At 65.1% G+C, this 13,598-nt stretch carries 13 protein-coding genes; 3 read left to right on the top strand and 10 right to left on the bottom strand.

Annotated features, from left to right (window positions below; genetic code table 11):
* The 4 genes from IC50_RS07230 to IC50_RS07215 form a co-directional block, all read right to left on the bottom strand.
* On the bottom strand, nt 1–1,863 hold a 1,863-nt coding region (locus tag IC50_RS07230; protein ID WP_035702356.1), incomplete at its 3' end, for a ComEC/Rec2 family competence protein.
* Nucleotides 1,864–1,958: 95 nt separating this feature from the next.
* On the bottom strand, nt 1,959–2,192 hold the full coding sequence (locus tag IC50_RS07225; RefSeq protein WP_035702353.1) for a DUF2171 domain-containing protein: 234 nt from the start codon (nt 2,190–2,192) through the stop codon (nt 1,959–1,961).
* A 127-nt stretch (nt 2,193–2,319) separates the two neighbouring features.
* Nucleotides 2,320–2,706, bottom strand: a complete 387-nt coding sequence (locus IC50_RS07220; protein ID WP_035702350.1) for a nuclear transport factor 2 family protein — start codon at nt 2,704–2,706, stop codon at nt 2,320–2,322.
* Between the two features lie 6 nt (nt 2,707–2,712).
* A complete protein-coding gene (locus IC50_RS07215) occupies nt 2,713–4,389 on the bottom strand; it encodes a glutamine--tRNA ligase/YqeY domain fusion protein (protein ID WP_035702347.1) in 1,677 nt (558 codons plus the stop codon).
* A gap of 155 nt (nt 4,390–4,544) precedes the next feature.
* On the opposite strand from IC50_RS07215, the gene gltX reads away from it, so the two are divergent.
* Nucleotides 4,545–5,972: a glutamate--tRNA ligase gene (gltX, locus tag IC50_RS07210; protein ID WP_035702344.1), complete on the top strand. Its 1,428-nt coding sequence runs from the start codon at nt 4,545–4,547 to the stop codon at nt 5,970–5,972.
* Between the two features lie 143 nt (nt 5,973–6,115).
* On the top strand, nt 6,116–7,420 hold the full coding sequence (gene gltA, locus IC50_RS07205) for a citrate synthase (protein WP_035702341.1): 1,305 nt from the start codon (nt 6,116–6,118) through the stop codon (nt 7,418–7,420).
* Between the two features lie 85 nt (nt 7,421–7,505).
* Here the strand turns inward: gltA and lpxB are convergent, their stop codons facing one another.
* Genes lpxB through lpxA form a run of 3 tightly spaced genes read right to left on the bottom strand, consistent with a single transcriptional unit; the run spans nt 7,506 to nt 10,349 of the window.
* The gene (gene lpxB, locus IC50_RS07200; protein ID WP_085973616.1) at nt 7,506–8,684 is read right to left on the bottom strand and encodes a lipid-A-disaccharide synthase; all 1,179 of its coding nucleotides are present in this window, start codon (nt 8,682–8,684) and stop codon (nt 7,506–7,508) included.
* The gene (locus IC50_RS07195; protein ID WP_035702358.1) at nt 8,681–9,538 is read right to left on the bottom strand and encodes an LpxI family protein; all 858 of its coding nucleotides are present in this window, start codon (nt 9,536–9,538) and stop codon (nt 8,681–8,683) included. The genes lpxB and IC50_RS07195 overlap by 4 nt, the downstream gene beginning before the upstream one ends.
* A 19-nt stretch (nt 9,539–9,557) precedes the next feature.
* Entirely contained in the window at nt 9,558–10,349 is a 792-nt protein-coding gene (gene lpxA, locus IC50_RS07190) for an acyl-ACP--UDP-N-acetylglucosamine O-acyltransferase (protein WP_035702335.1), read from the bottom strand.
* Nucleotides 10,350–10,525: 176 nt separating this feature from the next.
* On the opposite strand from lpxA, the gene IC50_RS07185 reads away from it, so the two are divergent.
* Nucleotides 10,526–10,870 (top strand): KTSC domain-containing protein, encoded by a 345-nt coding sequence (locus IC50_RS07185; RefSeq protein WP_035702332.1) that lies wholly within the window; start codon nt 10,526–10,528, stop codon nt 10,868–10,870.
* Nucleotides 10,871–10,876: 6 nt separating this feature from the next.
* Here the strand turns inward: IC50_RS07185 and fabZ are convergent, their stop codons facing one another.
* The 3 genes from fabZ to IC50_RS07170 form a co-directional block, all read right to left on the bottom strand.
* Nucleotides 10,877–11,338, bottom strand: a complete 462-nt coding sequence (fabZ, locus tag IC50_RS07180; protein ID WP_035702330.1) for a 3-hydroxyacyl-ACP dehydratase FabZ — start codon at nt 11,336–11,338, stop codon at nt 10,877–10,879.
* Nucleotides 11,335–12,402 carry a UDP-3-O-(3-hydroxymyristoyl)glucosamine N-acyltransferase gene (gene lpxD / locus IC50_RS07175; protein ID WP_035702328.1) on the bottom strand — a complete coding sequence of 356 codons (1,068 nt, stop codon included), beginning with the start codon at nt 12,400–12,402 and terminating at the stop codon, nt 11,335–11,337. Before lpxD ends, fabZ begins: the two co-directional genes overlap by 4 nt.
* Nucleotides 12,403–12,527: 125 nt before the next feature.
* A partial coding sequence (locus tag IC50_RS07170) for an outer membrane protein assembly factor (RefSeq protein WP_035702326.1) occupies nt 12,528–13,598 on the bottom strand: 1,071 nt, incomplete at its 5' end.

Here is a 13,598-nt window from a genome sequence, read left to right as displayed (position 1 = left end):
GGCGCCCAGCCACTCCCTCAGCAGGAAGCCATCCTTGCTCGCGCGGATCACGTGCAGGCGCCCATCCCCGCCCCGGACCGCGACGCTCGCGCCGTCCCCGGCAATCAGGATATCGGGCTGCCGCACCGACAGCCCCCAGAGGATCGCTGCCAGCAGCACCAGAGCACCGGACCAACGCAGGGGCGTACGCAGCAGGCCCATCACGATGATACCGAGGCTGGCCGCGATCAGCGGCGCGATCCCGAACGCGGGAATGCGGCCGACTGCGCCCGGCAGAGCCGCCACCCAGCGCGAGACCGCGACCATCCACTCAATGCCGATCCCCATCAGCCACCAGAACGCGCCGTCGAGCCCGAATGGCGCCGCGAGCAGCCCCAACAGCCCGGCCGGCATCACCAGCGCCGAGACCACCGGCATCGCGCCGAGATTGGCGAGCACGCCGTATGGCGTCACGCGGTGGAAGTGGAAGGCGGCATAGGGCGTGGTCGCTAGCCCCGCGATCAACGAGGCCAGGAACAGCATCGCGATCTCGCGGCCGCCCCACAGCGCGATCCGCGCCGTCGCGGAATGATCGGGCGATGCGAGCAGGTTCGGCATGCCGATCTGGACCAGCGCCACCAGCCCGAGCGTTGCCGCAAACGACATCTGAAAACTCGGATGCACCAGCGCCTCGGGCGCGAGCGCGAGCACGATCAGCGCGGCCACCGCAAGCGTCCTGAAAGTGATGGCGCGGCGGTCCGCCATCACGGCGATCAGCACCACCGCCGTCATGAAGAACGATCGTTGCGTTGCGACCTCCGCGCCCGAGAGCAGCAGGTAGAATGCAGCCGCAACCAGCGCCGCGGCCCCCGACCATTTCTTGATGGCAAAGCCGGCCGCCAGTCCCGGGATCAAGGCCAGCAACGCGCGCACCGCGAAGAACACGACACCGGCGACGACCGCCATGTGATAGCCGGAGATCGACAGCACATGGCCGAGCCCCGAGATGAACATCGCATCGTTGACGGGCGCGGCGATCGCATCGCGCCGTCCGGTGAGCAGCGCTGTCGCGATCGCGCGATTGTCGCCTTCGAGCGTCGCACGGATGCGCGCGTCGATCGCATCGCGCAGCCCCTGCATGAACGCAGCGTAGCGCAGTCGCAGGCCCGCAGCTTCGGGCGGCAGAGAAGCCGTGATCGCGCCCATCACGAAACCGGAAGCGCCGATGCCCTGGAAGAACATGTCCCGGGAGAAATCGTAGCTGCCGGGGCGCACCGGCGAGATCGGCGGCATCAGCCGCGCCTTCAACTGCACGAAGCTGCCGACCTCCGGCGCCGTGCCCTTGCGCACCGAAAGGCGGACGCGATCGAGCTTGACGTCGCTGCGCTGCGCCTCCATCGCGCTGACGCGCAGCACGAAACGATCGGTGCGCTCGCGGATGTCGCGCGCTTCCACGAAGCCGGACAGCGACACCGAATAGAGCGGCTTGGCCAGCACCGTATGGGCGATGCGCGCCGTCTTCCAGGTCGCCACGGCAAAGCCGGCCGCGAGCGCCGCGATCATGATCGCCGGCGCGAACAGCCGGCTCCGTCGCAGCAGGACCGCACCCAGCATGAGCGCGACCGCCGTTGCGGCAACGACCCACAGCACCGGCTCGTGATCGGCCGCAAAGTAGAGTGCGATCCCGCCGCCGAAAGCGACGGGCACCCAGGGCAACAACCGCCCGGGGCCGGCCTCGGCGCGCGCCCATTCGCGCAGCGTTTCGACGATTGCCGGCCAAACGTCGAAGCCGGTCGGCGCGAGGCCACCGGCCGGCGCGGCACGGCCGACCGGCCACGTCCCGGCGACTCCCTGGGAGCGGACTGGCCGGCCCGGCTCTGCCATTTCCTGCACCTTACGATACGCGACGGGTGCAGAGGCTACCGGACCGTGCGGCTGCGCGAATAGCGGTACATATCAGGAACGAGCTCGGACGAGCCCTACTTTTCCTCTTCCATGGTCACGGCCACCGATGCCTTGGCCGAGAGACGGACCTTGTTGCCCTCGACGTCGGCGACGAGTCCCTTGTCGATGAAATGATGATGACCCTTGTGACTGCCCTCGCCGCTGTCCTTCCTGGTCAGCTTGATGCGGTTGCCTTCGACACGGTCGACCGTGCCGACATGCACGCCATCAGCGCCGATGACTTCCATATGCTCTGTGATGTTCTGCATGGTGGGGTCCTTGGTTGGAGCCACCTCAACGCGCGGAGAGAGCTTCGGTTCGTATTCTTATGTCATTCCGGGGCGCGCCACCTGGCGCGAGCCCGGAATGACGAACCCGCTTGGTTAAGCGCGATCGCTAAATCAGCGGCGCTTGCGACGAAGCGTGATGATTGACGATCTTCCAGTCGCCGTCCTCGCGGGTCAGGACCCAGCTCATCTTGACGACGAGATCGTCCCGCTCGCCGGCGAGGTCGAACGAGATGGTCGCGGCCATGTTGATCAGGTCAGGGCCGGCCTGCGCTGCGTTGACCTCGGAAAAGGACGCGCTCGGCTTGCGCCATCGCGGCAGCCCGTTGAAATAGTCGGCGACGCCGTCCCTGCCCCGATAGAGTCTTGGATTCGAGCCGAAGAAGAACGCGTTCCTTGCATAGAGCGACGACAGCGCAGCCGCGTCGAGCGTCGCGAAGCCGGCGCACCATTTCGCGATGACGGCGGAAACGATGGCGTCGGCTTCGTTGCTCATTGCGGATCAACCTTTCGCGACTTCCTTCGCGAACGTGTCGCGCAGGCCGATGGTGCGCGAGAACACCGGCTTGCCGGGCGTCGAATCCTTGTCGCGCACGAAGTAGCCCTGGCGCTCGAACTGCATCGGCTCGGTGGAATTGCTCTCCGCGACCGATGCCTCGATGCGCGCATCGGACAGGATCTCCAGCGAATTCGGATTGAGGTCGGCCGCGAAGTTCGAGGCGTCCGGGCTCGGGTTGGAGAACAGCTGGTTGTAGATGCGGATTTCGGCCGGCTTCGAGGTCGCCGCCGGCAGCCAGTGCATGGTCGCCTTGACCTTGCGGCCGTCGGGTGCGTTGCCGCCCTTGGTCGCGGGGTCGTAGGTGCAGCGCAGCTCCACCACCTCGCCCTTATCGTTCTTGATCACGCCGGTGCACTTGACGAAATAGGCGTAGCGCAGCCGTACCTCGTTGCCTGGCGACAGGCGGAAGAACTTCTTCGGCGGGTTCTCCATGAAGTCGTCCTGCTCGATATAGAGCTCGCGGCCGAACGCGATCTTGCGCGTGCCGGCGCTAGCGTCGTCGGGATGGTTGATCGCCTCGAGCTCCTCGACCTGCCCTTCCGGATAGTTCTCGATCACCACCTTCAGCGGCTTCAGCACCGCCATGCGCCGCTGCGCCGTGCGGTTCAGCTCCTCACGGATGCAGAATTCGAGCATGCCGACATCGACCACGCTGTTGGCCTTGGCGACGCCGATGCGCTTGACGAACTCGCGAAGGGCGGCCGGCGGCACGCCGCGGCGGCGCATGCCCGCCATGGTCGGCATGCGCGGATCGTCCCAGCCCGCGACATGGCCGTCGCGGACGAGCTGGGTCAGCACACGCTTGGACAGCAGCGTGTAGGTCAGGTTCAGCCGCGCGAATTCGTACTGGTGCGGCTTGGACGGCACCGGCAGCTTCTCGATGAACCAGTCATAGAGCGGCCGGTGGTCCTCGAACTCCAGCGTGCAGATCGAATGCGTGATGCCCTCGATCGCATCCGACTGGCCGTGCGCATAATCGTAGCTCGGATAGATGCACCACGCGTTGCCGGTGCGCGGATGGTGCGCATGCAGGATGCGGTACAGCACGGGGTCGCGCAAATTGATGTTGCCGGCGGCCATGTCGATCCTGGCCCGCAGCACCCGCGCGCCGTTTGGAAACTCGCCGGCCTTCATGCGGCGGAACAGGTCGAGGTTCTCCTCCACGCTGCGGTCGCGGAACGGCGAGTTCTTGCCGGGCTCGGTCAGCGTGCCGCGCGAGAGGCGGATCTCCTCCTGGGTCTGGTCGTCGACATAGGCGAGCCCGTCGCGGATCAGCTGTTCCGCCCATGCGTACAGGCGGTCGAAATAGTCCGAAGCGAAGAACAGGTTCTTGCCCCAGTCGAAGCCGAGCCAGCGCACGTCGGCCTGAATGGAATCGATATATTCCTGCTCTTCCTTGACCGGATTGGTGTCATCGAAGCGCAGATGGCAGCGGCCCGGAAACTCCTGGGCGATGCCGAAGTTGAGAGCGATCGACTTGGCGTGGCCGATATGCAGGTAGCCGTTCGGCTCCGGCGGGAACCGGGTCACGATCTCCCTGTACTTGCCCTGATCGAGGTCGGCCTGAATGATGTCACGAATGAAATCGCGCCCAACCTCAGCTGCCACCGGTTCTGTCATCACCAAAATCCTGTAGGGAAATCAGCGGTCCTTCTGCCAAATTCGCGTGGCCGCGCCAAGAGCTTAAGCGAGGCCCGCCAGGTCCGCGGTCGGGCTTTAGTTATGTCCCGTTCCTGCTATACACCACCGCCTCCAATGCATAGGCCCTGCCAAGAATGTCCGATTCCGTCGTCACCCGCTTCGCCCCCTCGCCGACCGGCTTCCTCCACATCGGGGGCGCCCGCACGGCGCTGTTCAATTGGCTCTACGCGAAGAAGCACGGTGGCAAGATGCTGCTCCGGATCGAGGACACCGACCGGGAGCGTTCCACGGAGGCCGCGATCGGCGCCATCCTCGACGGATTGAAGTGGCTCGGGCTCGGCTGGGACGGCGAGGTCATCTACCAGTTCGCCCGCGCCGCCCGCCACCGTGAGGTCGCAGAGCAGCTGCTGGCCGCCGGCAAGGCCTATCGCTGCTACGCCACCGCCGAGGAGCTCGCCGCCATGCGCGAGAAGGCGCGCGCGGAGGGGCGCACCCGCCTCTATGACGGCATGTGGCGCGACCGCGATCCCGCGACCGCCCCAAACGACGTGAAGCCCACCATCCGCCTGCGCGCGCCGCAGACCGGCGAGACCGTGATCGAGGACCAGGTCCAGGGCCGCGTGGTCTGGCAGAACGAGAACCTCGACGATCTCGTCCTGCTGCGCGGCGACGGCAACCCGACCTATATGCTCGCCGTGGTGGTCGACGACCACGACATGGGCGTCACCCATGTGATCCGGGGCGACGACCATCTGATCAACGCCGCGCGCCAGAAGCAGATCTATGATGCGATGGGCTGGGCGCTGCCGAGCATGTCCCACATCCCGCTGATCCACGGCCCGGACGGCTCGAAACTGTCGAAGCGCCATGGCGCGCTCGGCGTCGATGCCTATCGCGCCATGGGGTACCTGCCGGCCGCACTGCGCAACTACTTGGTCCGGCTCGGCTGGAGCCACGGCGACCAGGAGATCTTCTCGACCGAGGAGATGATCGCGGCGTTCGACCTCGCCAGCGTCGGCCGCGCCGCCGCCCGCTTCGATTTCGCCAAGCTGGAAAATCTCAACGGCCACTACATCCGCCACACCGACGATGGATCGCTCGTGAGGATGTTCGAGGACGTGCTCGACCACGTCGTGCCGAGCCGCGACGAGATCAAGGCCAAGTTAAACGACACGACACGTGCACAACTTCTCAAGGCCATGCCGGCCTTGAAGGAGCGCGCCAAGACGCTGATCGAGCTGATCGATGCCGCCCATTTCATCTTCGCCGACCGGCCACTGGAGCTCGATCCCAAGGCGCGAGCATTGCTGACACAAGAGAACCGCAAGCTGATCGGCCAGCTTCATTCCGCGCTGGAGAAAGTCGAGACGTGGAACGGCACCACCACCGAAGCCGCGCTGCGCGCCTTTGCCGAGGAAAATAGTCTCAAGCTCGGCGCCGTCGCCCAGCCCTTGAGGGCCGCACTCACCGGACGGACCACCTCGCCTGGTATATTTGAGGTTTTGGACGTCCTTGGGCGCCAGGAAAGCCTGGGCCGGCTTAAAGATCAGTCTACGACGTAAGTCGACCATGCGTGCGGCGATCTTGCAGCGCACATAGCAATAATATACCCATCTCCCCCGTACATTCTGGAACATCCGGCCTGCCCCTGATCTCCCTGGGGGCCTCCGGCTTCGGCCCGTTTCACCACACATCGGGGACTACGATGGACGCAAAACCAAGCAACAAGACCGCCACGCTGACGGTAGGAAACAAGAATTACGAGCTTCCGATCCTCAGCGGCAGCGTCGGGCCCGATGTCATCGATATCGGCAAGCTCTACGGCCAGTCCGGCCTGTTCACCTATGATCCGGGCTTCACCTCGACCGCGAGCTGCCAGTCCAAGATCACCTATATCGACGGCGACGCGGGCGTGCTGGAATACCGCGGCTACCCGATCGAGCAGCTCGCCGAGCATGGCGACTTCCTGGAGACCTGCTATCTCCTGCTCTACGGGAACCTGCCGACCGCCACACAGAAGAAGGATTTCGACCACCGCGTGACGCATCACACGATGGTGCACGAGCAGATGGCCCGCTTCTTCCAGGGCTTCCGCCGCGATGCCCATCCGATGGCGATCATGGTTGCGGCCGTCGGCGCGCTCGCCGCGTTTTATCACGACAGCACCGACATCAACGATCCGAAGCAGCGCATGATCGCGTCCATGCGCATGATCGCGAAGATCCCGACGCTGGCGGCGATGGCCTACAAGTACACCGTCGGCCAGCCCTTCATCTACCCGAAGAACTCGCTGGGCTTTGCCGAGAACTTCCTGAACATGTGCTTCGCGGTGCCCTGCGAGGACTACAAGGTGAGCCCCGTGCTCGCCGATGCGCTCGAGAAGATCTTCATCCTGCACGCCGACCACGAGCAGAACGCCTCGACCTCGACTGTGCGCATCGCCGGCTCCTCCGGCGCCAACCCGTTCGCCTGCATCGCGGCGGGCATCGCCTGCCTCTGGGGCCCCGCGCATGGCGGCGCCAACGAAGCCGCGCTGAACATGCTCTACGACATCGGCACGGTCGACAAGATCCCCGAGTTCATCGCCAAGGTGAAGGACAAGAACTCCGAAGTCCGCCTGATGGGCTTCGGGCACCGCGTCTACAAGAACTACGATCCGCGCGCCAAGATCATGCAGAAGATGTGTCACGCCGTGCTCAAGGAGACCGGCCATGGCAACGATCCGATGCTGAACGTGGCAATGGAGCTCGAGAAGATCGCTCTCAGCGACCAGTACTTCATCGACCGCAAGCTCTACCCGAACGTCGACTTCTATTCGGGCATCACGCTGAAGGCGATGGGCTTCCCGGTCTCGATGTTCACCGTGCTGTTCGCGGTCGCCCGCACCGTCGGCTGGATCAGCCAGTGGAGCGAGATGATCGAGGATCCCCACCAGAAGATCGGCCGCCCGCGCCAGCTCTACACCGGCGTCGCCAAGCGCGACTACGTGCCGATCGGCGATCGGAAATAAGTTCGGCCATCACGGCTTTCGGAGCGGCGCCATCTCATGATGGCGCCGTTTTTGTTTGCGGGATCCGCAGGATGGGCTGATCCGTTTACCGCCTGCCCTTGCGCATCGTGTCCAGCACGACGTCGGCGGCGAGCACGCTCGGTGACTTGTTGCCGGTCGACATGATCTGATCGAGCCGGGCAAAGGCCTCGACCTGCTGCCGTCGCAGCGACGAATCCGTCAACACATCGTGAAGCGCGGGCGCCAGCTTCTCCGGCGTGCAGTCCTCCTGCAGGAACTCCGGAATGACGTCCCTGCCGATCACGAGATTGGCAAGGATCACCGAGGAGACGCGGATCGCGCGGCGCAGGATGAAGGCCTCGATCGCGCCGACACGATAGGCCGTCACCATCGGAATGCCCGACAGCGCGAGCTCGAGCGTCACCGTGCCGGATTTGGCCAGCGCCGCATGGGCAATGCGGAAGGCGGCGCGCTTCTCGTTCTCGCCGATCACGATTTGAGGTTGGACCGGCCAATGCGCGATGCCTTCGCGGATGGTGGTTTCAAGGTGCGGCATGGTCGGCAGCATCGGCTCGAAGGCGCGCCCGTCCGCCTGCAACCGGCCGAGTGCCGCGCCGAACACGTCGAGGTGATGCCGGATTTCGCTGCGACGACTGCCGGGCAGCACCAGGAGCACCGGCGGCTGGCCGGCGCGGCGCGCCTGCTCCTCCGCATTCGGCCGCAGCGACGACAATTGCTCGATCAGGGGATGGCCGACATAGCTGCATGGCGGCCCGCCGAGCTTGCGGTATTCCTCCGGCTCGAACGGCAGCAGGCCGAGCACATGGTCGACATAGCCAAGCATGGTCCGCGCCCGGCCCGGCCGCCACGCCCAGAGCTGGGGCGAGACGTAGTCGACGACCGGGATCGCGGGATTGCGCGAACGCACGCGGCGGGCGACGCGATGGGTGAAGTCCGGGCTGTCGATGATGACGAGCGCGTCCGGCGCGGCCTCGGTCACGGCGTCAGCCGTCCTCCGGATCAATCGCAGGATCTTCGGCAATTGCTGCACCACCGCGGCAAAACCGACGATCGACAGTTCCTCGATCGGAAACAGCGACTCGAGGCCCTCGCTTGCCATGGTGCGGCCGCCGACACCCACGAACTGCACACCGTCGCCGAGGCGCTGGCGCAATACCTTCATCAGGGCGCTGCCGAGCCGGTCGCCGGATTCCTCCGTGGCGATCAGGAAGATCTTGCGCTTGGGATCACGGTCCTGCATCACGCCGGCAGGCCGATGACGAACAGATATCTTGCGTCGGCAAGCGCGATCATCGCTTGCGGCTCCGCGGCGATGGTGTTGCCGGCGATGACCGCGATGCCGGCAAGGCCGGCGGCCGCGACGCCCTCGATCGTGCGCGGGCCGATGGTCGGCAGGTCGAAGCGCAGGTCCTGGCCGCTCTTCGGCGCCTTCACCAGCACGCCGCGTCCCGTGGCGGCGCGGATGCGGCCCTCCTCACGCAGCCGCGCGACGCGGGCGAGCAGCGCGTCGGTGCCCTCGATGTCCTCGACCGCGACCACATGGCCGTCGATCACCACCGCGGCCTGGCCGATGTCGAACGGACCTAGCGCGGTCAGCACCGCGCGCCCGCGCTCGATGTCGGCCTTGCTGGTGTCGCTGGGCCAGGCGCGGCTGATGCACCCCTCGGGCATCAGCAGATCCGGCGCGACGTCCTTGATGCCGACCATGCGAAAGCCGTCCTGCTCGAGGATGCGGCCGACACCGGACAACAGATGATCGTCGCCGCCGCGAAAGGCGCGGATGACGTTGCCGAGCAGGCGCAGCGTCTTCATGTCGAACCGGATCTCGGACAGCGAGGGCCGCACCAAGGTGCCGATGAAGATCAGGTCGCGGCAGCCCTCCTCGCGAAACAGCCGCATCGCCCGGCCGAGCTGGCCGACCGAGATCCAGCGATGGCGGAATTTCTCCACGCGCGCCGGATCGCAGGCCCCGCGCAGCGGAAACAGCACCGGCGTGATGCCGTGCGCGGCGAGCGATTCGGCGACCGCGAACGGCATGGCCCCGCCGCCGGCGACGATGCCGACCGGTGACGAAACCTGCGAAGCCGCCGATGTCATGCCCGCGGCCATCCCGTACTCACTTCGCGATGGCGGGAAGACAGAGCGGGCGCTTGCCCTTGCCGATGAAGTCGAGGATTTCGGCGATCGCGGGATCTTCGCTTGCGAGCGGCCTGGATGCCTCCAACCGCTCGGCAAAGGTGCTGGGGCCGTGGAAGAGTTTTTGGTAGAACCCACGCACGGTCGCAAGCCGCTGTTTGGTGAACTTGCGGCGCTTCATGCCGATCAAGTTGAGGCCTTCCAGCACGGCGTACTGGCCGTTGACCAAGCCGAACGGAATGATGTCGTCGCGAACGCCACACACGCCGCCAACCATGACCTGTTGGCCGATGCGCGTAAACTGGTGAACGGCGGACAAACCACCGATGAAGACGAAGTCGCCAATCTCGCAATGGCCGCCGAGCGTTGCCGAGGTCGCGAAGATCACGTCGTTGCCGACATGGCAGTCGTGGCCGACATGGCTGCAGTTCATGAAATAGCCGCGGTCGCCGACCGTGGTCATGCCGCCGCCGGCGACGGTGCCGGCATTCATGGTCACGGATTCGCGGATGGTACAGCCCGAGCCGATCTTGAGCTGGGTTAGCTCGCCACGATAGCTCAGCGACTGCGGCGGCGTGCCGAGCGAGGCAAACGGGTAGATGGTGCAATCATCACCGATCGTGGTCCGCGCCGTGACATGCACATGCCCGATCAGCCTGCAATTCGCGCCGATCACGACATTCGGGCCGATGATGCAATAGGGTCCGATCTCGGTGCCCTCGCCGATCACGGCGCCGTCCGCGATCCGTGCGGTGGGATCAATCTTGCTCATCAAGCCAATCTTACTCGTCAAGAAGGTCTGGTTATGTATTGAAGTCGCTTGGTTTTCGGGTGGTTAGCGCGACTATGCCCGATCTGTCCAGTGACGTATCATCTCGACGTGTTTCAAGTGTCGGATGAAGCGGCCCTGCCGGCCCATCAACAAGTTCATACGGAGCTTCAGCGATCGTGGTCAGGGCCCTGGTCCTTCTGCTTGCACAGCTCGCCGGTACACCGATCGTGTCCGAGACGGTCGAGACCGGCGAACACCGCCCCGTCGATCTCCGGACATTCGAATGCCGCGACATCACCCGCAGCACAGTGCTTCAACGGGTCTGTTACGATCGCGCGCAGCAAGATCTGATTGTCGCGAACAACGGCGCCTATGAGCGCTATTGCGGCGTGACGGCTGACACGGTCGAACGCCTCCTGGGCGCTCCCTCCATGGGCCAGTTCTTCAACCGGAATATCAGGCGCGAGGCGACCTCAGGACGCTACGCGTGCCGGACGCGCGAGCCGGTCCAGAGGAGCTGATCCCGCTCAGTCCGTCAGCATGGCGCCGACGTCGGCCTCCGCGACGACCTGCCCGTTGACCTTGGCGTCGCCGTGAAACCACCACATGGCCTTGCGGCGCCCGAGCGAGCGCATGTGATATTCGATGGTGTCGCCGGGCAGCACGGGCTTGCGGAACTTGCACTTGTCGATGGTGAGGAAATAGACCGCACGCGGCTTCTCGGTGCCCTCGACCGACTTGATGCCGATCACGCCTGCGGTCTGCGCCATCGCCTCGATCATCATGACGCCGGGATAGACCGGGCGCTCGGGGAAATGTCCCTGGAAGGCCGGCTCGTTGAAGGTGACGTTCTTGATGCCGATGCCGCTGTAATCGGCGCGGATGTTGATCACGCGGTCGATCAAGAGCATCGGAAAGCGATGCGGCAGGGTCTGGAGGATCGCGTTGATATCCACCAGCTCGAACTTAACAGGTGATTCCTCCGTCATTCCCGTCCCTCGTCCTTCGGATCGGCCTTGCTGTCGCGTACCAGGCGCTCCACCGCGATGATTTCCTTGAACCATTGTTTGGTCGGCTTGGCGAAATGCCCGCCCCAGCGGCCGCCCGGCGGGATGTCGTCCTTGACCGCGCTCATGGCGGTGACCTGAGCCCCATCGCCGATCTTGAGGTGATTGTTGATGCCAACCTTCGCTCCGAGCGCCACGTTGTCGCCGATGGTGAGGCTGCCGGCGAGGCCGATCTGGGCTGCCAGCAGACAGTGCCGGCCGATCGTCACATTGTGGCCGATCTGGACCTGATTGTCGATTTTGGTCCCCTCGCCGATCACGGTGTCGCGCAAGGACCCGCGGTCGATCGTCGTGTTGGCGCCGACCTCGACGTCGTGCTGGATCAGCACGCGTCCGGTCTGCGGCACCTTCAGATGGCCCTCGGGGCCGAAGAAGATGAAGCCGTAGCCGTCCTGGCCGATCGAGCAGCCGGGATGGATCAGCACGTTGTTGCCGATCAGGGCGCACTGGATCGCCGTACGGGCGCCGACATTGCAGTCCCGGCCGATCTTGACGCCGGGACCGATCACCGCTCCGACGCCGATCACGGTCCCGCTGCCGATCTCGACGTCCGGGCCGATCACGGCCAGGGGATCGACGATCACGCCGTCCTCGAGCCGGGCCGAGGGATCGATGATCGCCGAGTGCGCGATACCATCATTGCCGACCCAGGATTGCGGCCTCAGCGCGTCCCCGTGCCATTCCCGCGCGATCCTGACGAAGGCGCGGAACGGCTGCGCCACCCGCAGCACGGCCACGTGCGCGGGCACCGCGGCCTCGAAGCGCGGACTGACCAGGCAAGCCCCCGCCCTGGTTGCCCTGAGCTGGTCGGCATATTTTAGGTTGTCGAAGAATGCCAGATGCATCGGGCCGGCTTCGTCGAGCGACGCCAGGCCCGTGATGACATGGCCGCCCCTCGCGGGGTCGACCAGTTGCGCCTTGGTCAGCGTGGCGATATCGGCCAACGCTGTGGCAGGCGGCTTTGTGAAGAAGATCGGCTGCGCCATTCCACCCCGTCGCGGTCCGGCTTCGGCATGAAGCGGTCTGGCCGCATCATGCCTCATGTCTTGGATTGGCACGATCCCTTTCGGAAACCGGCTCCAGTGATCCGGATCGTGCCGTGCTGATCGAACTAGAACGTGGTGCCGCCGCCGAACCGGAACTCCTGGGTGCGGTCGTACTTGCCCTTGGTGAGCGGCACGGCGTAGTCGAAGCGAAGCGGACCGAACGGCGACTGCCAGATCAGACCAACGCCGACCGACGTGCGGACCACCTTGCTGTCATCAAACACGAGACCGGTACAGGTGCCCGCTGACGACGGATTGATGGTCGACGGGATACAGCCGGGCGCATTGACCTCGTTGGTCGTGGTCCAACTCGTCGGTCCCTGGTAGTCGTAGAGGCCACCGGCATCGGCATAGACCGCACCCTTCAGACCCACTTCCTTCGGCAGGAACCAGAACGGCATCTGCAGTTCGAGCGAGGCGCCCCAGTACTTGGTGCCGCCGAGCGCGTCCTGGGTACCAAAGGGATTCAGATCGCGCGGGCCGATGCCGTTCGGGGCAAAGCCGCGAACGAGGTTCGGGCCCATCTGGAAGTGGTCGAGCATGCGCAGATCGCTGCCCACCTTGGTCAGAATACCGCCCTGGAGACGGACGATGCCGACAATGTCCGACACCAGCGGAGCGTAGTACTTTCCGTCCGCCACGGTCTTCAGATAGGAGACGTCGCCGCCAACGCCGGCAAAATCCTGCCGGAAGTCGATGAGCAGACCGTCGGTGGGGTTCTTATTGTTGTCCAGCGTGTTGTAGGTGAGCGTGTAGCCGAGCGCCGAGGTCAGGGTCTTGCCGTTGGCAAGCTCCTTGCGCACCGGCAGCGAGGCTTCGCCATCGTTGTAGCAGCCTAGGCCGTTCGTCGACGCAAGGCTGATGCCGTTGGCGTTGGCGAACGCCGGGCTCGGATTGAACAATGGATTCGCGCTGCCATCGGGCAGGAACTGCACGTTGTTGCAGTTCGCCAGGTAGCTCGGCAGCGTGATTTCCTGCTGGTAGATCGAGTAGCGCAACTGGAGCGCCAGATCTTCACGCAAGGAGAAGCCGAGGCGCGGCGAGAAGCCGAGCGTCTTGGTGCCGTAGGAGATGTAGCTGTTGGACAGCTGCTGGCGCTGATAGAGGTCGAGGCCGAGCGCGACGCGGTAGTCGAG

The sequence above is a fragment of the Bradyrhizobium genomosp. I (2014) genome (genome assembly GCF_000261685.1).
GTDB lineage: Bacteria > Pseudomonadota > Alphaproteobacteria > Rhizobiales > Xanthobacteraceae > Bradyrhizobium.
The sequence above is the reverse complement of the archived record's forward strand: the minus strand, read 5'-3'. Positions and strand labels throughout refer to the sequence as shown.